The 23,414-nt window shown below is 35.8% G+C and carries 22 protein-coding genes; 13 read left to right on the forward strand and 9 right to left on the reverse strand.

Features of this window, described 5'->3' with window-relative positions:
* The first annotated feature begins 18 nt into the window (after positions 1-18).
* The 5 genes from PFY10_16810 (at position 19) to murI (ending at position 5,333) form a co-directional block, all read left to right on the forward strand.
* Positions 19-1,128, forward strand: a complete 1,110-nt coding sequence (locus tag PFY10_16810) for a PASTA domain-containing protein (protein ID WBV55873.1) — start codon at positions 19-21, stop codon at positions 1,126-1,128.
* A 71-nt stretch (positions 1,129-1,199) separates the two neighbouring features.
* Complete coding sequence (locus PFY10_16815) at positions 1,200-2,264, forward strand: RluA family pseudouridine synthase (protein ID WBV55874.1); 1,065 nt, start codon at positions 1,200-1,202, stop codon at positions 2,262-2,264.
* Positions 2,265-2,315: 51 nt separating this feature from the next.
* Positions 2,316-3,266, forward strand: coding sequence for a type IX secretion system membrane protein PorP/SprF (locus PFY10_16820; protein WBV55875.1), 951 nt, complete (start codon positions 2,316-2,318; stop codon positions 3,264-3,266).
* 50 nt (positions 3,267-3,316) lie between these two features.
* Positions 3,317-4,441, forward strand: a complete 1,125-nt coding sequence (hemW, locus tag PFY10_16825; protein ID WBV55876.1) for a radical SAM family heme chaperone HemW — start codon at positions 3,317-3,319, stop codon at positions 4,439-4,441.
* 61 nt (positions 4,442-4,502) lie between these two features.
* The gene (gene murI, locus PFY10_16830; protein ID WBV55877.1) at positions 4,503-5,333 is read left to right on the forward strand and encodes a glutamate racemase; all 831 of its coding nucleotides are present in this window, start codon (positions 4,503-4,505) and stop codon (positions 5,331-5,333) included.
* A 58-nt stretch (positions 5,334-5,391) separates the two neighbouring features.
* Here murI and PFY10_16835 read toward each other — a convergent pair whose 3' ends face one another.
* Positions 5,392-5,991 (reverse strand): nitroreductase family protein, encoded by a 600-nt coding sequence (locus tag PFY10_16835; GenBank protein ID WBV55878.1) that lies wholly within the window; start codon positions 5,989-5,991, stop codon positions 5,392-5,394.
* Positions 5,992-6,075: 84 nt separating this feature from the next.
* Between PFY10_16835 and PFY10_16840 the strand changes: the two genes are divergently transcribed.
* Positions 6,076-6,423, forward strand: coding sequence for a helix-turn-helix domain-containing protein (locus PFY10_16840; protein WBV55879.1), 348 nt, complete (start codon positions 6,076-6,078; stop codon positions 6,421-6,423).
* Here PFY10_16840 and rsmD read toward each other — a convergent pair.
* The 4 genes from rsmD to PFY10_16860 form a co-directional block, all read right to left on the reverse strand.
* Entirely contained in the window at positions 6,420-6,998 is a 579-nt protein-coding gene (rsmD, locus tag PFY10_16845; GenBank protein ID WBV55880.1) for a 16S rRNA (guanine(966)-N(2))-methyltransferase RsmD, read from the reverse strand. The genes PFY10_16840 and rsmD overlap by 4 nt on opposite strands.
* Before the next feature lie 70 nt (positions 6,999-7,068).
* On the reverse strand, positions 7,069-7,785 hold the full coding sequence (locus PFY10_16850) for a DUF3822 family protein (protein ID WBV55881.1): 717 nt from the start codon (positions 7,783-7,785) through the stop codon (positions 7,069-7,071).
* Between the two features lie 18 nt (positions 7,786-7,803).
* Positions 7,804-8,298, reverse strand: a complete 495-nt coding sequence (locus PFY10_16855; GenBank protein ID WBV55882.1) for a Smr/MutS family protein — start codon at positions 8,296-8,298, stop codon at positions 7,804-7,806.
* Positions 8,299-8,306: 8 nt separating this feature from the next.
* Entirely contained in the window at positions 8,307-8,801 is a 495-nt protein-coding gene (locus PFY10_16860) for a metallophosphoesterase family protein (GenBank protein ID WBV55883.1), read from the reverse strand.
* 102 nt (positions 8,802-8,903) lie between these two features.
* Here PFY10_16860 and PFY10_16865 point away from each other — a divergent pair, with 102 nt between their 5' ends.
* On the forward strand, positions 8,904-10,451 hold the full coding sequence (locus PFY10_16865) for a serine hydrolase (GenBank protein ID WBV55884.1): 1,548 nt from the start codon (positions 8,904-8,906) through the stop codon (positions 10,449-10,451).
* Between the two features lie 60 nt (positions 10,452-10,511).
* Here PFY10_16865 and PFY10_16870 read toward each other — a convergent pair whose 3' ends face one another.
* Both PFY10_16870 and PFY10_16875 read right to left on the reverse strand, forming a co-directional pair.
* Complete coding sequence (locus PFY10_16870) at positions 10,512-11,561, reverse strand: T9SS type A sorting domain-containing protein (GenBank protein ID WBV55885.1); 1,050 nt, start codon at positions 11,559-11,561, stop codon at positions 10,512-10,514.
* A 213-nt stretch (positions 11,562-11,774) separates the two neighbouring features.
* Positions 11,775-12,251: a histidine phosphatase family protein gene (locus PFY10_16875; protein ID WBV55886.1), complete on the reverse strand. Its 477-nt coding sequence runs from the start codon at positions 12,249-12,251 to the stop codon at positions 11,775-11,777.
* 114 nt (positions 12,252-12,365) lie between these two features.
* Between PFY10_16875 and ruvX the strand changes: the two genes are divergently transcribed.
* The 5 genes from ruvX (at position 12,366) to PFY10_16900 (ending at position 15,890) form a co-directional block, all read left to right on the forward strand.
* Positions 12,366-12,782: a Holliday junction resolvase RuvX gene (ruvX, locus tag PFY10_16880; protein WBV55887.1), complete on the forward strand. Its 417-nt coding sequence runs from the start codon at positions 12,366-12,368 to the stop codon at positions 12,780-12,782.
* Complete coding sequence (gene def / locus PFY10_16885) at positions 12,779-13,351, forward strand: peptide deformylase (GenBank protein WBV55888.1); 573 nt, start codon at positions 12,779-12,781, stop codon at positions 13,349-13,351. The genes ruvX and def overlap by 4 nt, the downstream gene beginning before the upstream one ends.
* An 80-nt stretch (positions 13,352-13,431) precedes the next feature.
* Positions 13,432-13,992 carry a DUF5606 domain-containing protein gene (locus PFY10_16890; GenBank protein WBV55889.1) on the forward strand — a complete coding sequence of 187 codons (561 nt, stop codon included), beginning with the start codon at positions 13,432-13,434 and terminating at the stop codon, positions 13,990-13,992.
* A gap of 243 nt (positions 13,993-14,235) precedes the next feature.
* Positions 14,236-15,009, forward strand: coding sequence for a nucleoside triphosphate pyrophosphohydrolase (gene mazG / locus PFY10_16895; GenBank protein ID WBV55890.1), 774 nt, complete (start codon positions 14,236-14,238; stop codon positions 15,007-15,009).
* Positions 15,009-15,890 carry an SdiA-regulated domain-containing protein gene (locus tag PFY10_16900; protein WBV55891.1) on the forward strand — a complete coding sequence of 294 codons (882 nt, stop codon included), beginning with the start codon at positions 15,009-15,011 and terminating at the stop codon, positions 15,888-15,890. Before mazG ends, PFY10_16900 begins: the two co-directional genes overlap by 1 nt.
* Before the next feature lie 187 nt (positions 15,891-16,077).
* Here the strand turns inward: PFY10_16900 and PFY10_16905 are convergent, their stop codons facing one another.
* Complete coding sequence (locus tag PFY10_16905; GenBank protein ID WBV55892.1) at positions 16,078-19,794, reverse strand: metallophosphoesterase; 3,717 nt, start codon at positions 19,792-19,794, stop codon at positions 16,078-16,080.
* A 26-nt stretch (positions 19,795-19,820) separates the two neighbouring features.
* Here PFY10_16905 and PFY10_16910 point away from each other — a divergent pair, with 26 nt between their 5' ends.
* Complete coding sequence (locus PFY10_16910) at positions 19,821-20,999, forward strand: DUF5706 domain-containing protein (protein ID WBV55893.1); 1,179 nt, start codon at positions 19,821-19,823, stop codon at positions 20,997-20,999.
* A gap of 106 nt (positions 21,000-21,105) precedes the next feature.
* Here the strand turns inward: PFY10_16910 and PFY10_16915 are convergent, their stop codons facing one another.
* Positions 21,106-23,406: a GAF domain-containing protein gene (locus PFY10_16915; GenBank protein WBV55894.1), complete on the reverse strand. Its 2,301-nt coding sequence runs from the start codon at positions 23,404-23,406 to the stop codon at positions 21,106-21,108.
* Positions 23,407-23,414: the final 8 nt, after the last annotated feature.

Consider the following 23,414-nt stretch of genomic DNA (forward strand, 5'->3'; position numbering starts at 1 on the left):
ATTAAAGTATTTTTAAGTATGCTTAAATCACTTTTCAACTGGAAAGTTTTACTGAATTTGTTAATAGCCATCGGTGTTTTTATAGGGTTGGTATGGCTTACATTTCGTTGGTTAGAATACCATACGAATCATGGTCAGGAAATTCCGGTTCCCAATGTTGTAAACAAATCCGTTCATGAGGCGGTAAAAATATTAGATGATGCCGGTCTGGGCTATGAAGTAGACAGTGCTGCTTATGATCCAAAATACAAACCTTTCCAGGTTTTAAAGATGTCTCCTACTCCTGGTTCCCATGTAAAGGATGGAAGAGCTATTTATCTGATCGTAAACCCGAGAAGCTGGGCTCCGGTTGCAATTCCTGATGTTATTAACAAATATTCAGGTCTGGCTTTTCAAAGGATAGATCAGGTAGGTCTGAAAGTGGGAGATACTATCTTCGAACCTAGCATCCAGAAAGATGCAGTACTTAGAATTTTATTTAAAGGAAACCCTATGAAACCAGGATCGCTGATTCCTAGGTTCTCAACGATAGATGTAGTAGTTGGTTCTGGACCCATGAGAAATATATCTATTCCTAATGTAGTTGGCTTAACGGTAAAAGAGGCCAGAGCATTAATTACAAGAAGTATGTTTGAAGTAGGACTGGTAGAACATGAAGATGGAGGTAAAGATGAATCTGATATTATCTATTATCAGGATCCTGCTGCAGGAGATGTAAGAGATCAGGGAATGCAGATGGACCTCTGGGCAAGTAAAAAGACTCCGGCAGAATTGCGCTCTAAAATAGAAGAGCTGAACTCCGTATACCGTATGAAGGTAGATACTTCGTTGCCACCTATACAATATGAAGAAGTTCCTGTTCATCAGCAGCCTGTTTACGAACCAGTTCCTGTACCACCAGTGGTTCATAAAAAAATTGAACCTGCTAAAACGGAAGTTTCTAAAACTCCGGTTTCAAAACCTGCGACTGCTGATACGAAGCCGAAAACAACAACCGAAAGTAAACCTAAGAGTACAACAACCAATACTCCTGCGGGAAATAATAATGCTGGAAATAACAAAACAGCAACAAATGGTACACAACAACCAGCTCAAAAGCCAAAGGCTAAGAAAGTTGTAGTAGAGTAGTTACCATTTATTATTAAAAATACAGGCTTCAACTTATCATGTTGAAGCCTTTTGTGTAAAAAATAAAAATCATGACAGAAGATAACGAGGATTTTTTTGATGAAGAATTATTGGATTCCAACAATATTGATATTGATGAGGAAAATAAAGGACTGTATGAGCATTTCAATATTACTGTCGATAAAAACCAGGAGCCTTTAAGAATAGATAAGTTTTTACTGATTTTCAGGCAGAATTCTTCAAGAAATAAAATTTCACAAACATGCAGAGCAGGTAACGTTGTCGTAAACGGAACTCCTGTAAAACAGAATTACCGTGTAAAGCCGGGAGATCAGATTTCTGTTCTACTGGCCCATCCTCCGAGAGAAAATGTAATTATCCCTCAGGATATTCCGATCAATATTGTTTATGAGGATGATGATCTTGTTGTTGTAGATAAAGAACCAGGAATGGTTGTGCATCCCGGATTTGGAAACTGGGATGGTACTTTGGTAAATGCTCTTGCATTTCATTTTGCCAAAAATGGTGAGAAATCTGATCTGGATAGAGTAGGCCTTGTTCACAGGATTGATAAAGATACCTCGGGTCTACTGGTTATCGCCAAGAATGAATATGCATTAAGCTTCCTTGCCAAACAATTTTTTGACAGAAAGACGAAAAGATTATATTGGGCTTTTGTATGGGGGAATGTACAGGATGATGAAGGTACTATTCGGGGGCATATAGGGCGTCACCCTAAGAACAGGATGCAGATGTCGGTTTACGAGGATGGAAGCCACGGGAAGCATGCGGTTACGCATTATAAGGTTTTGGAAAGATTCAGATATATGACCTGGGTAGAATGTAAACTGGAAACGGGAAGAACCCATCAGATCAGGGCTCATTTTAAACATATTGGCCATACCCTTTTCAATGATGAAAGATATGAAGGTCATACGCCTTTAAGAGGAGTGAATTTACCTAAATATAAGCATTTTATTAAAAATGTTTTCGAAATCCTGCCAAGACATGCACTTCATGCCCATACCTTAGGTTTTATACATCCTACCACTAAACAGGAATTGTATTTTGAAAGCCCAATGCCTCAAGATATGGCGGATGCTGTAAAAAAATGGAGAAATTATTTGGAAAACTAAAAATATATTGAGATTTTTTTTATATTTGTTGAATTGAAATCAAGATTTGTTATGAGAAAACTATATGCTATAGTGTGTTTGGCTCTTTTGTCAAATGCATACAAAGCACAAGAAACACTACCATATTATCAACAATATCTTTTGGATGGTGAGTTCCTGTTCAACCCGGCACAATACGGTAAAACAGATTATGTTCAGCTCAACCTCAATTATCAACAGCAATTTTCAAAATTTAATGAGTCTCCTAATGTGCAGTCAGTAGGGATCAATGCTAACATTTTTGATAGAGTTGGTGCAGGGATATCTGTTTTTAGAGATAGTAATGGTCCTATTTCAGCAGGAGGTATTACAGCGGGTGCTTCATATTTTATTCCGCTTAGTAGTGAAGGAGAGAGAAAAGATCAGTTCTCATTCGGTACCAGTGTTAGTTTTTACAATATGAATTTTGATTATACTAAAATCAATACTGAAGATGGGTATGATCCTTTATTGCAGGGTACGGAGAGTAATATTTTCATGGCATATGCCAACTTTGGTTTAGCCGCGACTTTTAGAAATATCTTTGCCGGAGTATCGGTTAATGATATTGCTTTGACGAATGACGAATCTATTGTGAATGGTCGTGAGCCTTCTCCTATCAAGTTCTTCTTAAACTTAGGATATGACTGGCATTTCGCAGATAATATGTACGTTACACCATCTGCATTAATCAATTTGAATACGAATTCTACAAGAACAATTGATTATAACTTGATGGCCACATTCTTTAATGATATCAATTCATTCTCTTTTGGGGTAAGTTACAGATCAGTTCAGAACAGATTTGATAACCAGCAATTAAGTATTTCACCACTAGTAAAAGTAAGATTCAATAAGTTTATGATCGGAGCAACTTATAATTTAGGTTTGTCTGATATTCAGACTTATGGAGGAAACAGCTTTATGATCGGATTGGGTTATAACTTCGATAACTTTATTAATCATAGAGGATATAGATATTAATCAATTTAATTTAAATAAATTTGAGCTCTGAATTTTTCAGAGCTTTTTTTATGATTTATATTCACATTCCTTTTTGTAAACAAAAGTGTAGTTATTGTAATTTTCATTTTTCAACATCTTTACAGTCTAAAGATGAGGTGCTTTCTGCTATTAAGAAAGAACTTTTTTTAAGGAAAGATGAATTACATAATAAAACACTACAGTCGTTGTACTTTGGTGGCGGAACACCTTCAATCCTATCAGGAGATGAGATCAATTCAATTGTTGATGAGGTATTGAAGTATTATAGTTTTGAAAAGGATATAGAAATTACTTTGGAAGCCAATCCGGATGATCTGGATAAGACCTTCCTGAAAGATCTCTCGAAATCACCGGTTAACCGATTGTCAATCGGAACGCAAAGCTTTTTTGATGATGACCTTAGGTTGATGAACCGTGCTCATAATGCTTCACAGGCAGAGGATTCTATTAAGAGAGCACAGGATTTCGGTTTTGAAAATCTGAGTATTGATCTGATCTATGGATCTCCCACTTCTAATTTGGAAATCTGGAAAGAAAATCTGAATAAAACAATTGCCCTGGATGTTCCTCATATCTCTTCTTATGCACTGACCGTAGAGCCTAAGACGGTATTGAATGACTGGATTTTGAAAGGGAAAGTGGCTACACCAAAAGAAGAAAAGCAAAATAGAGAGTTCTACTATTTGTCAGACTTTTTAAAAGACAATGGTTTTGATCATTATGAGGTATCTAATTTTGCTAAACCAGGATTTTATTCAAGGCACAACTCGTCCTATTGGAAGTACAAAGAATATTTGGGACTAGGACCCTCAGCCCATTCATATAACGGAGCTGACGTGAGAAGTTGGAATGTCGCAAATAATCAGCTTTATATAAAGAAGCTGAATTCAAATTCTTTGGCTAAAGAAACTGAAATTCTATCGCAGGAAGACCAGTTTAATGAGATGATCATGATCGGATTACGGACGATATGGGGAGTGGACCTGGATAAACTGAAGAATAAGTTTTCTCCTGAAATAGTTGAGAAATTTCATCAGGAGATTAAAGAAAAGATAGCTGACGGCATACTTGTTATTGAAAATAATCATTTGAAAATACCGGAAAAGCACTGGTTTATGGCGGATGGAATTGCTTCAGATCTGTTCCTGATTTGATTGTAAAAGTTTGATGTAATACTGGTGAAATTCATTATTTTTGTATAAAATTTCAACTCTTTTGAAAACTAAGAAACAAGATTATTCGCATCTTTCGGCTAAACAACCTATCGGAATTTTTGATAGTGGTGTAGGAGGTTTAACCGTTGCTAAAGAAATTAAAAGGCTTCTTCCTCATGAAGATCTTATTTACTTTGGTGATACCAAGCACCTTCCTTACGGAGAAAAGTCTCGTGAAGCTATTATAGAATATTCTACCAAAATCACAAATTTTTTATTGGAGCAGAATTGTAAAGCAATTGTTATCGCCTGTAATACAGCAACAGCAAATGCTCTTAATGAAGTGATGCAGACAGTTGCCGGAAGAGTTCCTGTTATTGATGTTATTAATCCGGTTGCAGAGAAGGTATCTTATGAGATCCACACCAATGTTGGAGTGATTGCTACAAAAGCAACTGTGAATTCAGGGCTGTATAAAAAAAGTATAAGAAAGCATAATAAATGGATCAAAGTGGATGAGCTGGCAACTCCGTTGCTGGTTCCTGCCATTGAGGAAGGATTTAAAAACCATCCGATTACACATGCGATCATTTACAATTATTTAAGCAATAACAAGCTAAAAAATATTGAAACATTGATATTAGGATGCACTCATTATCCTTTATTAATTGATGAGATCAAACAATATTACGGAAACCGTGTTCGTGTTATCGATTCCCCGAATATCGTGGCAAGCCATTTGAAAATTATTCTGGATAAATACAATCTTTTAAACGATCTTAATGCCAAGCCAAATTATCACTTTTATCTTTCGGATCTGACGAAGAATTTCGAAAAGATATCCAAAAAGTTCTTTGGTAAAAGTATTGACCTGGAATTGAAAGTATTATAATATAAAAAAGCTGTTACAAGGAATGTAGCAGCTTTTATTTTAATCAACATTTAAAAAGTTATAGTTCTACTATTATTTTTTCTGATTTCAGTCTTTTCTTAGAGGTGATTGTCGGTTGATTAGTGTCCGTTCCGGATCTTTCTCCGATAGTGACAGCAAATAGAGTTTCATAAAGATCATTCTTCAGGATATTATCGTACTTGTCCGTTTCAATTCCTTCCATAGGAGTGGAATCTATTCCCATTTCGGCGCATGCAGCAAGCAATACACCAAGAGAGAGATATACCTGATGGGCTAACCAGGCCCGTATTGCAATGTCACCTTTAGGTTTTACCATCGTTTTATAGTAATTAATCGATCCTTCAGGTAAGTTTTCCTGAATTTGCTTTTCAAAATCTTCAACGTTTTTCAGAACCTGGAAGACAATGAGTTGACTGCTGTCCAATACTTTCTCCTTATTAAAATAAGAAGCTTCAGCCAATTGTTCTTTTATTTTCTGATTATTTACAAAAATAAAATTCCATGGCTGGCTGTTGATAGAAGAAGGGCTCAGGTTGAGGATTTCCTTTAATTCAAGAATTTGTTCTTCGCTTACTTTACCTTGTGGATTATACTTTTTCACAGTATACCTGGTTTTCATTTTGTTTAAAAAATTCATAATTTTGTACTATATTTTTTATAGTTGCAAAACTAATTTAAGTTTAATAAATTTGCAAGAACGGTCAAAAAGGATAGTAGTAAAATGTATACAATAGATAATAAAACGTACCCGTGTTGTACAAGTATCACCATGAAGTTTATTGGTGGGAAATGGAAAGCAGTGATTTTATACCATCTTATTGAGGGGGCAAAAAGATATAATGAGATCAGGAAAGATATTCCTACCATTACGGAAAGAACATTAAGCCTTCAATTAAAACAATTGGAGGAAGACGGTATTATCAGCAGAAAGGTTTATACGGAAAAACCGCCGTTAGTAGTGGAGTATGCCTTAACGGATTTTGGAAAGACGCTTCTTCCTGTTTTGAATGAAATTACAAGATGGGGAGACGAAGCCATTGCCAATTCCAAAAAAATAACCAGGAATTAGAGTTCCTGGTTTTCTGTATCTGATTGAGTTGGTTCAAAAAAGCTGAAACTTACGTTTCCATATTTTCTGGTATCTATAAGATTCGGGTGTTCAAATTTTAAGCGACTCTGATGCTCTATAATAAGAACTCCGTTTTCTTTTAGGTATTTATTGTTTAATACCAAAGAGATGATTTCATAGTATTTCTTCTCTTCAGTTTCAAAAGGAGCATCGGCAAAAACAATTTCAAAAGATTTTTTATTTCTGAATTTCTTGAGCCAGTCCACCACGTCCCCTCTTTGCACATTAACCTGTAACGACATGTCCAGTTCGGATGCCGTAGAATTAATGAAGCTTGTATGTTTGGGGTTCATCTCTACAGAAGTTACATCCTGACAGCCTCTGGAGGCAAATTCTAATGAAATAGAGCCTATTCCTGCAAAAAGATCAAGAACAGAGATCGATTGCATATCATATTTATTTTCCAGAATACTGAACAGAGCTTCCTTTGCAAAGTCAGTAGTTGGCCTTACATCAAAGTTTTTTGGGGCGGCAATTTTTTTGGCTTTCCATCGGCCTGAAATTATTCTGTACATGTTGTTTAGATATTAGATTGTTGGTAATGGATGCAATGTCAGGTAAGACCTGGCGTCTGCAACCTGTGACCTAATTAAGTATAAAATTCTTATTAGGAACGTTATCATATACAATTTTCAGGTTCTTTACGAATTTTTGTAATTCAGAAATGAATGTTTCATTTTCAGTGGTTTCACCATAAGCATAGAAGTTGGTTTCATTGATCCCAAATCCTATTTTACTTAATGTGAACATTACAAAATAAAGAAAATCAACCTCAGAATTGACATCCAGATTATTGTATAAGATCAGTTTTTTATTATCAAGGGCAAAAAATTCACATTGGTTATGATAAAGGTTAATGTGGATTTCTTTATTGTTTTTATGGCTGATTGAATTCAGGAATTTTTCTCCTGAAAAATTAAAGTGAACGGGAACGGCCAGCTCCTTTATCTTTTTATAAAAGTTTTTAGGAAAAGTATAATAGAACTGAATCCTGAACTTTTTATTAAGGGACAGCATCAGCTCTTCATTGTCCTTATCCACAGGAGCATTGAATGCAATAAGTTCATACCCCGCCTCATGTTCTGAAAATCCTTCAGGCATAAGGGTAAAATGGTTCAAGGCTGAAATGACAGAAATCTCATCGAACCTTTGCTTTATTAAAACTTCATCCAGTTTCTCAGCGATAAAATTTTTAGGAGACTCTTCATTAACGAAATAAGATTTCTCTTCCAAAATGCTTTTATTCCTCGCAATTTGGTAGATTAATCCGTCTTTTGTAAAAAGTAAATTAAGTACGTTCATATTTCTATTGCTGCAAATTTAGTGAAATTCTACCATTACCGCACCTGATTGATGATGAAGTATTTCCTTATTGTAAAAATCCAGATCGGTCTGGCTTTCTAAAACATCTAAAACCATCCTTTGCAGAACACCGTCTCCAATGCCATGAACAATTTCCAACCGTTTAAGATGATTTTTCCGGCAGAAGATCAATGTATCGATTAATTTTTCCTTTTGGAGGAAAAGTCTCTCGAATCCGTCATAATCATTTGGGTTTTTAACGAGATTATGAAAATGCAGGTCGAGAACCATATGATTTTTCTGATGTTTCTTTGAAGTGATTTTTTTGGGTTCAGCCTTTTTTACTACTTTTATATTATCATATATGGAAGCATTTTTCGGAACCAGCTTTTCCTTTGGATACTGATGGGTAAAACCATATCCATCTTTAAGAACAACAATATTTCCTTTTACGGAAGTTACAACCCCGCTTAAATCTTCATCTACCACAGAAACCTGATCTCCAATCTTCATATGTATTTCTATTTTGGACCTAATTCAATAATTTCCAGATCTTTTACTTCTTCACCATCGACCACAAAACGCATCATTGTTCTCACTTTGTGCCACCCCTGTTTTCCGCATGCCCCGGGATTAAGGTGAAGTAAATTATTTTTTGCATCAAACATCGCTTTCAGAATATGAGAATGTCCTGAAATAAATAGCTTAGGAGCTTTTTCTCCAATTTCTTTTTTAGCTATTGCGGTATATTTTCCGGGATAACCTCCGATATGGATCATAAGAACTTCCAGATTCTCACAGAAAAACCTGTTTACCTCCGGAAATTCGGACCGGATTTTTGCATTATCAATGTTTCCGTAAACGCCTTTTAGTGGACCGATTTTCTCAAGTTGTTCGATCACTTCAAGACTACCGAAATCACCACAGTGCCAGATTTCATCAGCGTCTTTGGCATATTCCAGGATCCTGTCATCAATATAGGAATGAGAGTCGGAAAGAAGAAGGATTTTAGTCATTATCTTACATTTTCTTTCAGGGATATTCTTCGTGTTTAAAATAAAGTTCAAATTTACTTAATAAATGTCGAATTGATTAACTTTGAGAAAATTTAAAAAATAATGAAACAGAAAATTTCTTTTTTCATATTTCTTTTGACAGTCGGCTTGATGAATGCACAGGTTGAAGAAAAAAAACTGGATGAGCTCATTCAAAATACCTTAAAAACCTTTGATGTTCCGGGAATGTCCGTTGGAGTGATTAAAGATGGACAATTGATCTATTCGAAAGGATTCGGTGTTCGTTCTTTGGCTTCAAAACAACCCATGGACGAAAATACCCTTGTAGGAATTGCTTCAAATTCTAAGGGATTTACCTGTACGGCACTGGCAATTCTGGCAGACGAAGGAAAACTGAAATGGGATGATAAGGTTTCAAAATACCTTCCTGAATTCCAGATGTATGATCCGTACGTTTCTCAAAATGTAACCATCAAGGATCTGGTAACTCACAGGGCAGGATTGGGATTAGGACAGGGAGATCTGATGTTTTTTCCGGAAGGAGGAAGTCTTACGGTAAATGATATCGTCCATAATGTAAGATATCTGAAACCTGAAAATCCTTTCAGAACAACGTTAGATTATAATAATATCATGTTCATTGTTGCAGGGGAGGTTATTCACAGGATTTCCGGCTTAAGCTGGGCAGATTTTATTGAGCAAAGAATTATGAAACCTGTCGGTATGAACTCCAGTTTTGGAAGCTATAACAGGGCAAAAGGGGTAACCAATAAAATTGATGCCCATGCTCCGGTAGATGGAAAAGCAATTGCTGTTCCCCACGACTGGAATGAAACAGGAAATGCAGCCGGAGGGATTATGAGTAATATCAAAGATATGACCACCTGGGCCCAGTTCTTATTAAATAATTTCACAACGAAAGAAGGAAAAAAACTGGTTTCTGACAAACAGGTACAACAGTTATGGAGTCTGCAGATACCTAGCGGAGTAGCTCCTAAAAATCCTTATGATACAAGCTTTTACGGATATGGAATGGGATGGTTCCTGAGTGATGTTAAAGGACATAAACAAATTCAGCATACAGGAGGGCTGATCGGCACCGTAACCCAGTTTACATTGATTCCGGATATGAAATTAGGGATTGTCGTTTTAACCAATCAGCAGTCCGGAGCAGCTTTTAATACCGTGACCAATACTTTAAAGGATTCTTATCTGGGAATTGCAGACCGGAACTGGCTCAAAACATACGGGGACAGAATGGCTAAAATGAATGCTGAATACGATAAACAAAAGAAGGAAGCTTTTGAAAAATCCGAAACATTTAAAAAGAATAAAAACCTACAGCCAAAAGCAGAACAGTTTGTTGGAAAATATAATGATATCTGGTTTGGGGATGTAGAAATTACCCAGCAGGGAAATGCTTACAGAATCACATGTGAAAATTCTCCGAGATTAAAGGGAGAATTGCTTCCTTATTCCAACAATTCTTTCATTATCAAATGGGATGATAGAAGTTATGATGCAGATGCGTATATTATCTTTAATTATGATGAAAGCGGGAAGGCTGAATCCGCAAGGCTAAAAGCTATTTCCGATGTGACGGACTTCAGTTTTGATTTTGATGATCTGGATTTAAAAAAAATTCTCTAATATAAATACAATAATAATCCGGGCTCTAATATTTGTTAGAGCCCGGATTATTAATATAAGCTATTCTTTAATGAATTTTTTAATCAGATCTCCGGTCTGAATGATATAGGCTCCCTTTATCAGTTGACTTATATCGATATTATTTCTTTCGAGTTTTCCGGACAATATAAGTTTCCCTACCATGTCATATATTTTATATTCTTTTGATGGAGGGTTCATAACTGTTATGAAATCCTTAGCAGGATTGGGATAAATCTGTGTTTTATTTTTGTACTGTTGTTCAGAAACAGACAAAGCACCCAGATCTGCTTTTAATAATGAGCCTCCGAAGAAATCCGTAATAAAAATCGTGTTATTTTTTACGGCTAATCCTGATGGGTAGCTGAATTCACTGGAGACAATACCATCGGAAACTATTGGATTAGCCAGGGTGAAATTTAATTGGGATATTTTAGAAGCTCCTGCTTCAGAAATATATAATTGATTTCCATGAGAGGTTAAACCGGAAGGATAACTTAATCCCTGAGCTATTGTTATTGGAGAAGTAGAACTATTGAGTTTAAATTTTGAAACTCTTCCTTCAAACCGTTCAGTGTAGAAAATTTCATCTCCGATTATTTCCAATTCAAATGGAGATGCTGCGGATGTAATATCCACTAATTGTGGGATCGGTTGGCTTACATCTATTTTGGCAATCTTATTATCTCCCTCAAGAGCCATATACAGGTCATTTCCAACGAATTCAAGCCCTAGAGGACTGTTTACATTCGTCAGGATAACTTCAGGCGCCGGATTGGAAATACTGAGATTGACCCTTGAAATTTTATTTCCTCCAAATTCAGAGATATATAGATATTTATCTTTTAATGCCAGACCATAAGGTCTGTTTACTCCTGTAACCACATCCACTGGCGCGGCGCCGGGATTATCGAGGTTTATCTTTACCACTTTATCCAAAGCATAAATGCCGATATACATTTCATTGTCTTCAATGATCATGGGGTTGGGTGTATTCAGATTGGTAATAATTGAACTGGCCGAAACCTGTGCGTAAATTGTGTTCCCTGTAAGCAACAGGATCAACAGTAAGAAATAGAATTGTTTTTGCATTATTACTTTTATTTAGAATAAATATTAATAAAGCAAAAATATTTTATTCTGAATACAATGACAAAAAGGGCAACATGATATTTGCCCATATATTAGAAACTGTTATGTATAAAAGCGGAACTGGAGATATGATCTTTATAAAAATTTTCTCATGCATTATGCATAAGAAAGGAGATTGTAAAAAGAATAAAACAATAAATTTTTAAAATAATTTTAGATTTTTCCAGGTTCGTAAAAAAATAAAAGCTTTTTCGTTGCTCCATCAAATTCCGACCATGAATCACAGTCTATTTCAAAACCGGCAACTCCGCAGGTAGGAAAATGAAAAATATCCTCTGATATAGAGTTGGCAAAATTGGAAATTCCGTTGTTGTGTGAAAAAAATGCTACCGAATTATGATGGTCATCCAGGTTGTAAATTACAGATTCAAAATTCCTTTCAGAAGGGTTGTATAGCTTTTCATCAGTCATGTAATTCAACTGGTATGTCTGATTGAAAATCTTACAGGTATTCAATGCACGAACCGCTGGGCTCGACACTAAATAATCTATAGAAATACTATTGTTTTTTAAGAATCTGGACATGTTCATTGCGTCCTCCAAACCCTTGTCTGCCAAAGGTCTGTCAAAATCTTCAGTTTCTTCCGGCCAGTCGCTCTTTGCATGTCTCACAAGAATGAGTTTCTTCATAATTTCGTTTTTTGGAAGATTAAAATTATAAAAAAAAATATGGAATGAAACATGATTTATAAAAAAAACTACGTTGTGAATAAAATCATTAAAATTTACTAAATTTGCAAACCTATGGGACAAATCCTTGCAATAGACTATGGAAAGGCCCGTTGTGGCATTGCAACAACGGATGACATGCAGATTATAGCGAGCAGCCTTGATACTGTAGAAACAAAACATATACTGTCTTTTCTGAAAAAATATTTCAGCGAAAATAAGGTAGATGATGTAGTAATAGGACTTCCGATAGATTTAAAAGGAAACGTATCCGAGGTGGAAACAGATATTTTACAATTCATTGATGAATTTAAAAAAGAATTTCCAACTATTTCCGTTTACCGTTTTGATGAAAGGTTTACTTCCAAAATGGCATCATTTTTTATTTCCCAGAGTGGGAAAAGTAAAAAAAAGAGAGAGGAAAAGGGTTTAATAGATAAAATAAGTGCAACCATCATATTGCAGAATTTTTTAGAACAAAGAACAAGATGATTCTACCAATAAGAGCCTTTGGGGATCCTATTTTAAGAAAAGTAGGCAAAGATATAGACAAAAATTATCCCGATTTACAAGAACTGATTGATAATATGTTCGAAACTATGAATAGTGCGAACGGAATTGGCCTTGCAGCTCCGCAGATTGGCCTAGATATTCGTTTATTCGTAATAGATGTAACTCCTTTGGCTGATGATGAGGATTATGAAGATATCAAAGAAGAATTGAAAAGCTTCAAAAAAGTTTTCATCAACGCTAAAATTCTGGAAGAATCCGGGGAAGAGTGGAAGTTTAACGAAGGCTGCCTTTCGATTCCGGATGTGAGAGAAGATGTAAAAAGAAAGAGCACAATCCTGATCGAATATTATGACGAAAATTTTGTGAAGCATACAGAAACTTTTTCCGATATTAGAGCCCGCGTAATTCAACATGAATATGATCATATTGAAGGGACATTATTTACCGATCACCTTAGTGCTTTAAAGAAAAAGCTGGTAAAAGGTAAATTAACAAAAATATCTCAGGGGGATGTAAGCATCAACTACAAAATGAGATTTCCGAAGTAACAGGTGTATTTAATTATAAACAAAAAATAATAGACAGTAAAAGGTTTCTACTGATTACTAAAAATTAAAAAAATAAAATTATGTTGTTAGAAAAAATAATTTCAATCTCTGGAAAGCCAGGACTTTTTAAATTAGTTTCTCAATTAAGAAACGGATTTATTATTGAAGATGTATCTACAAAGAAGAAAGTAAGTATAGGAAACTCAAGCCAGGTGAGCTTGTTGGATAACATTGCTATGTTTACATTTGATAAGGAGGTTCCTTTGTTTGAGGTTTTTGAAAATATTGCTAAAAACCAGGATTACAAAGAAACAATTTCTCATAAATCTTCTGACGCTGAGTTGAAAGAATTTATGGCAGCTTCTCTTCCTAATTATGATACGGAGAGAGTATATGCTTCTGACATCAAAAAATTAGCACAGTGGTATAATATCCTTCACAAGGCAGGATATATTACACCTGAAAGCTTTGTTAAAGCTGAGCCTGAAACTTTAGACCCGGCACAGGATGAAGTTGCTGTTACTGAGAAAGCAGCTCCTAAAAAAGCAGCTCCAAAAGCAGAAAAACCTGCTACTCCAAAAGCAAAAGCTTCAACGGGAGCAAAAGCTGCTACTAAAAGTACACACAGAAAAATGGGATAATCCCTTTGCCCTGATTTAAAATAAAGCCTTGTTGAGAATTTCTTAACAAGGCTTTTTTAATAAAAAAAGTACCGGATAAAATTTTTAAAGCCAGAAAAATCTATTCAAAGGCTTCTCCTTAATTTTGCATCTAACATCTAACATCTAACATCTAACATCTAACATCTAACTTTCCCCACGAAGTTTTGTACCCAAGTTAAAATAACCCTTACATTTGTATAAGATTGAATTCCCAATTGACCTATGAATACCAGACAAGAAAAATTAGACGCTTTCGGAAGATTATTGGACATTATGGACGACCTTCGTGAAAAGTGCCCGTGGGATCAGAAGCAGACCTTACAATCTCTGCGTCATCTTACACTTGAAGAAACCTATGAACTCTCTGATGCGATCTTACAGGAAGACCTGCAGGAGATCAAAAAAGAATTGGGAGATGTATTGCTTCACTTGGTTTTCTATGCTAAAATAGGTTCTGAAAAAGAAAGTTTTGATATTGCAGATGTCATCAATTCCCTTAATGAAAAGCTTATTTTCCGTCATCCTCACATTTATGGAGATACAGAGGTGAAAGATGAAGAAGAAGTAAAGCAGAATTGGGAAAAACTAAAACTGAAAGAAGGGAATAAATCCATTTTAGGAGGGGTACCCAAAAGTCTTCCAAGTATGGTAAAAGCTTACCGGGTTCAGGATAAAGTGAAAGGAATTGGATTTGAATTTCATGATGCGGAGGATGCATGGAAGAAAGTAGATGAGGAACTTGAAGAATTTCATGCTGAAACGGATCTTGAGAAAAAAGAGCAGGAACTGGGAGATGTATTTTTCTCCCTGATTAATTACGCACGGATCACCGGAATTAATCCTGATTCTGCCCTGGAGAAAACTAATTTAAAATTTATCTCAAGATTTCAGAAGATGGAAGAGATGGCGTCGGAAAGAAATCTGAATTTAGGAGAAATGTCCCTGGAAGAGATGGATTTGCTTTGGGATGAAGTTAAAATATTAAATAAAAATTAATGAAAATGTATATCTTTTGTATGGTAACCTCTCTTTTATTAATGGGATGTAATCCTAAAAATTCAGAACAAACTAAAGAAGATACTTTAAAAGTAGAGTTTTCATTACCTAAAAAATTAAAAGAAGTTTCCGGTATTACCTTGTCTCCGGATAAAAAGACAATATGGGCTATAGAAGACCAGGGAAATAAAAACCGGGTGTACGGACTGGACAGAAAGGGAGCATTTGTTTCGGATGTGCTGGTGGAGAATGCTGAAAATAATGATTGGGAAGAAATTACCAGCGACCGTGACGGAAATATCTATATTGGTGATTTTGGGAACAATGATAATGACAGACGCAATCTTTCTATTTTGAAAATTGATTTAAAAGATGCCTCTCAGACAACAACAAAAGTTACCCAGAAAACCAGCTTTCATTATGAAGGACAAACAGAGTTTCCGCCTAAAAAGTCAAACCTTTTATATGATTGTGAAGCTTTTGTTGAGATGAACGGAAATTTTTATCTTTTTACTAAAAACAGAAGCAAAGGTTTTGACGGGAGTTTTCTGATTTTCCGTGTACCCAATAAAGCAGGTGATTTTGAAGCAAAGCTAATGGGTAAATTCAAGCTGGATGGAAAGTATGCCGATGCAGCGATCACAGCAGCGTCAATCAATAGTAAAGGGGATCAGATCGTATTGCTGAATCATAAAAATGTGCGTATCGTTACAGGCTTTACTCCTGATGACTTTTCGAAAATTAAAGTTCAAAAAATTTCATTACACCATAATTCGCAGAAAGAAGCGGTTACTTTTGTGGATGATAAAAATCTTTTAATTGCTGATGAAAAGGATAAGAAGGATGGAGGTAATGTTTATCTTTTTACATTAAAACCTTAGAGATAATTTTCAGTTAAGCGGACGTGTGAATCAGCACTTCCTTTTAAATTGATCTTTCAAATATATAATATAAAAAAGTCGCGCAGAAATTTCTGTGCGACTTTTATTATTTTAATAAGGTATTCTAAAGCTCTCTTTTGTTTTGAAAAATGTAAAATTTTTAACAATAAAAATGGATAGTGCCGTTTTAGAAATTCATTCCTACGCCTGCAGAAATTCTTCCCCCGTCAGATCCATAGAAATAGTTTAATCTTGCGGAAAACATTTCGACAAGGCTTAACCATAAACCAACTCCTGCAGCCTGATGCCATTTTCTGGAATTCTCGTTATCATTCCAAACCCGTCCCAGATCATATCCAACCAATATACCCAGATTAGCCGGAATAATATTATTTTTGATCCTTCCAAAGTCCCAACGGATCTCGGAGTTGTTAGTGAAGTACGATTTTCCGGAAAACCGGTCATTTCTGAATGCCCTTAAGCCATTATTACCTCCGATACTTGCCGCCTGATAAAACTCAAAATTATTGTTGTTGATCCACATTACATTATTGGAATTCGAAAAAACAAAATTTGCTTTTTTATCAATTCTGTGGTGAATATTTAATGATCCGTTTACAAATAAAAAGTTTCTGTCGAAGTCCGAGAGATTGGTTTTCCAGTTCACGCTCGCGACAAATTCCAGACCTAAGGTAGGAAAAGCATTATTATCAAGGTTTTTGAAACTAAAGGTATAATTGGCTCCTCCGAATTGCTGACTTTTGAAAACACCAGGATTTACATCAGGAGATTGATCCACAAAGCGGTCACCCTTTCTCTGTACCTTATTGTCTTCAAAGGTAAGCTGAAACTGATGGCTTAAATTAAGCCAGCTCTTCTTTGAAATGGAAGGTGCAAAATTAAATTTTGAGATCCTGGCCCTGTTGTACTTTGCTTTAGTATCCTCACGGTCATATTCACTTTCATTGGATAATCCAAAGAAGTTTTCGGAAAAACGGGGAGTGGTATAGGCTGCATCAAGATTGAAATCCCATCCTGAAATTGCTTTCTTAAAGATACCTTTGTAAGCAAGGCTGAAACCTGCCGTATTGGTGTAAAAATTGGCTTTTAAACTATGTTTCTGTGTAAATGGATCACGAACGAAGTTATTTACTGTATAATTGGCTAAAACACCGATAATCAATCCATCATCCGGATTGTAATCTGCATTGGGATAGCCGGCAAAGAAGTTATACTTCGGATGCTTGTAATTATAGGTGTTAACATCATAATCATCAGAAATATGTTTGGCCGCTGAACCTGCGTTATAGGTATTCTTTTGGGATTTAAAATCATAGATGCTGATCTTTTTTCCGTTGGCAACATTATACACATCGTGATTATCTCCTCCCACCAATCTGATATTCATTTTAGGTTTGCCGTTTCCTGACACATCGTAAACATCATCATCTTCAAGACCGTAGATCCAAAGCTCTTTGGTTTTATTGTCGTAATATGTTTTTTCAAATACCAATTCAGGGTTTTCACCTTTATCGTCAAGTTTATACTGTTTAACATCAACGGAATTTGCATTTTTAACGATTACAAATTTATCCTGGTTTACAGTTCCTGCTAACGGAACTTTTTCCTGTAAAACATCATAATACTGAACAGCATAGTCCTGTAGTTTTTCTTTTCTTAATTTTAATTTTCTCTGAATATCCTCACTGGTTTCATCTCTAACCTCTTTCGGCAAATGATCGAATGCTTCATTGATATCAGCATCAGTAAGGTGTTCCTGAATATATTTTGCCTGTGCAACCCATTCTTCCTGTGTTGAACCTTTTAAGAAAACAAGATCAATAGGATAAGGTTCTGTAGCCAGGAGTTTTACACTTTGAATGTCTTCCTTGAACGTTTTCATATGGCGGATAGCCGGAACGTTCATGATCAGTTTAAATGCAGCACCGTCATACTTGCTGAAAGCCTGGTCACGGTCTCTTGGAATCGGCTTATAGATGATCTTATCACCGTCTTTATATTCTGCCCATTTCCATTGATCAGAATGTCTGTCCCAATCTCCTAAAAGCATATCAAAAATTCTGGCTCTGATGTACGATTCTTTGTCGATAGAATATTTATAATTTTTGGATAGGTTTTTCAGGACATCGTCGGTTGAAAGAATATCTCTTGCATTGTCCAGGGATTCAAGCGTTTTAGGATCTGAAGAAAAGCGTTCTTCGATCATGTACATTTCGTCACCGTAATGTTCATTGTAATCTCCAAGGGCCTGTTGTTTTGGAATATAGAATAATCTTGGATTACTGTGCGTAATATTTACTTTTTCCGCCAGATTTCCAACAATAAATGGAGTGAACGGATGACTGGTTGTATAGAAGTCAAGCAGGAATTTGTCCGGAAAAGTGTCATACAGTTCCTCTCCGAAGGTACTTTTTTTAAAGGCCATGTTATTCAGAAAACGTACGGCACTTTTTTTAATGCCTCTCATGACGAATTCCTGACCATCTTTAGCTTTTAGTCTCAAGCTGTTGGACTGGTTTCCACCTCCTTCCCTGAAAGGGATATATCCACCGTCTAATTCTGAAATATTGGCAGTTTTAGCTTCAATAGGAATTCCATAATATTTTCTGTAATGGTCACCCCATAACCATCTGTAGAACTTCCTTTTTTCCGTTAAGTTTGCCGGATACACCGTTGAGGTGATGGTAGCCGGAAAGGAATTAGGGTAGTTGTTGACAAAGGTTTCAGGTTTGGATATTACGTCGATATGGGCCAATGTTTTAACCTTGCTATTTTTAGTGGAAAAGTACTCAACATCGCAGCTTTGATCTTTGCGGATGTTTAAAACAGCAAAACCACTTCCTCCATAGGAAAAATCGGTCTGTTCAGCGATGGTTGCAGGATCTACTTTGGAACCTCCGCCGCTGATGATCTGTTTGATATTCCTGTCGGTGTGGTATTGAAGGTTATGGTCATGTCCCGAAACAAAGATTACATTTTCTTTATCCTGGACGATACTCTTTAACCTGTTGGCAAGGTCGGCATAATGCTGGTTGTTGATATCCTCCATGCTGGCACCGGAGGTATTTCTGAGAATATTAATAATTGTTGCAATTCCGGGAGCCGGAATATTTCCTTTAAATGGAAAAAGGTGAGACCTAGCAGAATTATATCCCGCATGAGTTCCACTGCTGATAACAGGGTGGTGTAAAGCGACAATAATCCTTTTTCCCTGATTTTTAGTAATCAGATCCTGGAATTCATAAAAAAGATCGTCCCGGGTTTTGATATTGCAGTTTTTATTCATTCCCGGATATTTGTCCCAGTTGGCTATAACCCACTCACTATCGATAACGATTAACTTGATATCACTGGTCAGGCTTATATCATCAATAGGACAAGCATTTTTAGGTAAAAAAGCCTTTTTATCATTCAGATAATCCTTCACAAAATCTTCCTGTGCTTTTAATCCGTCTAAACCATGATACCAATCATGATTTCCGGGAATGACGAGGGTTCTTCCCTTGAAATTTTTTGTAATGGAAAGCTGATTTTCCATTTTTTCTTTGGCCAGAGGATACTCTTTATCTTTCTTTTTAGGCATTCCTGAAGGATAGATGTTATCACCCAAAAAGATCAGCATCGAATTTTTGTCGGCTGAGTCCAGTTTACCCTTAAGAATATCCAGCGTTTGCTTCGCCTGTGGCTCATCTGCGTTGCCCGCATCCCCAACCAGGAAAATTTTAAAGTCGTTTTCAGAATTTATAGCAGAATTTTTAATTTCCTGTAAGTTTTTTCCCTTTTTTACGTTATAGGTAGCACAAGAATATAAGAGTCCTGATACCAATAAGAACCTAAATGGGACTGAAATTATTTTTAGATGAGTTTTAAAGGATAAATTCATAAATTTACATTAACAAAAATTCAGTAATGGATATTTTACAAAAAGCTAAAAATTATGTTGAAAACTTATTCAAAGATAAGTTATCTTCTGTATATTTCTATCATAATTTTATTCATACCACATATACGGTTAACAAGGCCGAAGAAATAATGAAAAATACTCCTGTCTCCAAAGAAGACCAGGAGAAAGTGATATTAGCTCTGTGGTTTCATGATGCAGGATATGTTGAATGTGCTCAGGATCATGAAGAGAAGGGAGTAGAGATTATGAAAAATTTTCTCATCAATGAAAATTATCCTGAAAATTATATCGAAGACGTTTCTAAATTGATTTTGGCGACAAAGATCAACTATGAACCACAGAATTTACTGGAGAAAATAGCAAAAGATGCCGATTGCAGTCATTTTGCAAGCCATGATTATAATGATATTTCAGATTCTTTAAGGAAAGAGTGGGAGCTTACCAATGTAAGATGCTTTTCTAATGATGAATGGAATGCCGGAAACCTTGAGCTTCTGAAAAACAAGCATAAATATTATACCGATTATGCCAAAGAAAATTGGGAGCCTTTAAAGAAAAAGAATATTAAGAAGATTGAGAAGAAGTTGGAAAAGGAAGAGGAGAAGAAGGAAAATTCCGATGCTAAAGACAATAAAAAAGAACCTAAAGAACCGAAATCCGACAGAAGTGTGGATACTCTGTTCAGGGTTACTTTAAATAACCATACCCGCCTTAGTGATATTGCAGACAGCAAGGCCAACATATTACTTTCTGTAAATGCGATTATTATCTCGGTTTGTCTTTCAGTTCTGGTACCAAAGCTGGATGCACCTAAAAACGCCCACCTGATTGTACCTAGTTTTCTGTTGCTTATTTCAAGTGTGATGACCATTATTTTTGCCATCTTATCCACAAAGCCGAATGTGACAAAAACGAAATTTACGAACACAGATGTTAGCAATAGAAAAGTAAACCTCCTGTTTTTTGGAAACTTTCATCAGATGATCTTTGATGATTACCATAATGCAATGAAGGATCTGATCAAGGACAGGGATTATATCTATGATTCGATGGTAAAAGACCTGTATTACCTGGGAAAGGTACTGGATAGAAAATATAAACTTTTATCGATTACGTATCAGATTTTCATGGCAGGAATTATAATTTCCGTACTTTCTTTTGCCTATGCATTCCTTACACTTTAATCGTGTTCAGGATGATAGGATAATTCTATAGGGAAATTGGATTATTCCCACTATATTTTACAAGTGAACTAAAGGGAAGCCTGATGTTTTTTTGTGGAGAAAATCTTTAAGCAATCGAAACCCTCAGGGCTAATAATCCTGTTATCCCCTGGAGGTCTTCAACCTTTAAAAACTCAACATCAGACTGAAGGATTTCTTTTTTCTGAAGCTTACTGATGTATTGCAGGTATTCTTTCTGGTTTTCCATTCCAAAGTAAACAATAGTTATTTTTCCAGGACAGGTAATTCTTTCGGTTGAATTTTTTATGTGGGCCTTATCTATTCTTTTTTTGATAATTTCATAATACGAATTATAAGCACCATCTACATCGAAACGCTTTTCATCCATACGGAAGCGGATATCTATTTTTTCATTATAAACGAAAATAAGTGAAGCGATATCCAACGGAATGGGAAGCTCTTCCTTAAAGGTTTTAATTTCCTGTTCCATTTTACAGATCGTTTTCAGCTGCCAGTATCTTAACTGGTGAACCACCTTGGATGTGTAATGAAGATCCGGAGTGATACTTGGTCCGATGAATAAATTATGCTCTACACCATCTGATTTAAACCTTTCGTAGTAATGGGGAAATATGGCTTGCGCTTTGATCTGATTCTCATCAAGTATATCGGCAAGTTTCCTGTTGATCAGAGTAATCGAATCATCAAGGCTTTTTCTGCTATTGTAAAACAGATCGGTTTGAGTGAAGACCTGGGAAAAATACTCTGAAATCATTGTTTTTACCTCCTTAGTGGACCTTACCTCTAATTTTGCTTGAAGATACGGATGAATTTCATCCCTTAATAACCTTTGGAAGCGCTGTTCCGTATCGGCCTTGATCTCATTATTCAGTTCATTTTCAAAAATCTCCAAAGCCAGTAAATATTTCTCGGAATCTGAATTGACCAGAGTGAAAATATCATGAAGACAATCAATCTGCCTGTTAAGATCTTCCAACATAAGATTGAATCGTTTTTCGGAGGAAGAACGGATATCAGAGAACCCAAACAGCGGCGTAAGATTTTTAAAAGAAATCTGCTTTAAGGTATAGATCTTCTTGGCTAACGAAGCATTAAAATACTTTTCTGCCTCATTTCTGAACTTCCAGACCACACTGTTGTGGATGGACGTGTATTCCCGTTGAATGATTGCCTCAATCTGATAATTCTTTTCAAAACTGAATCTGTTCAGCGAAAAAAGAATCATATCACTGAAAAACTCTAGCTTTTTCAATTTTAAGCCATTCAGACTATTGGGAATAGGAGAGGTAAACTCCATAATGGCGAGTAATTCCCCATCTTTCATGATTGGAATTACCATGAAACTGTTGATGTTGTTTTCCTTTAAGATACTAAAGGAAGGCTGATCTTTTATTTCCTGCTCCATATTATTGACATTGGATATGACAATAGCCCTGGAGTTATTATTTAAATTTTCAAAGGTGCTTTTCCGGGTTTCTTCATCAAAGGTATTGATCCAGAAATCAAGGATATGATTCGTAAAAAGATTTTCGTAAATCGGAACCTTTTCCAGCCTCTGGTCTTTTTTGTTGAAAAGCATCAGCCCGAAGTTCAATTCCGCGACATCAAAATAAGACTTAAATATCTCGATCAAATTGTTATCCGGAGTAAGGTTTTCAGGATTAATCTGGATCATACTTGATTTAAGATCGGAAAGTGCAACTTCAGATGTACAGTCGACCAGAGAAACAATGGTAAAACCTTTTAAGACCCATGATTTCGATGGAAAGTGTTTTTTCCACAGCTTGTAATCATCCAGGTTTTCAAGAAGCATGTCGATAACATCATCCGCCGGTATTTTAGCCTTTTCCGTAGGATAAATATCTGTGAAATCTGAATTTACTGTGATTTTATAATGCTTCATGATTCCCTGCTTATTGGGAATATCATAATACAATGGCATTGTACTTTTCACATCTCTCTTGAAATAACTTTGGAGGATAAGACAGCAGCAGAATACATAGAACTCATCATCACTGATATTCCTAAGCTCAATTTCAAAATCCTTACCGGCATCTTTTAAAATATTCTTGAATCGTTCGGTATAATTGAATGTCGTTTTTGAAAGAGGAATACTGGCGGCTTTTATCTCATTATTGGTTAAACCCGTTGGAAACAAGTCAGCCAATAAAAGCCTGATGAGGTCCTCGTGTTTTTCTAATAACGAAACATCCTGGAAACCGTCTTTGAGTTCCTTGATTTTTTTTGTTTTCTCGATAAGGGATTCCGCATAATTCACCCGGTATTCTAATCGGTCATTGTACCGGATATGCTCAAGAACATCCAAATATTTTTTGAATGAAATGGATACTTGAAAAGGGGCGTCTTTTTTGTAAAGATGTAACAATGCTGAAA

It is taken from the genome of Chryseobacterium daecheongense, from assembly GCA_027920525.1.
Taxonomy (GTDB): Bacteria; Bacteroidota; Bacteroidia; order Flavobacteriales; family Weeksellaceae; genus Chryseobacterium; species Chryseobacterium proteolyticum.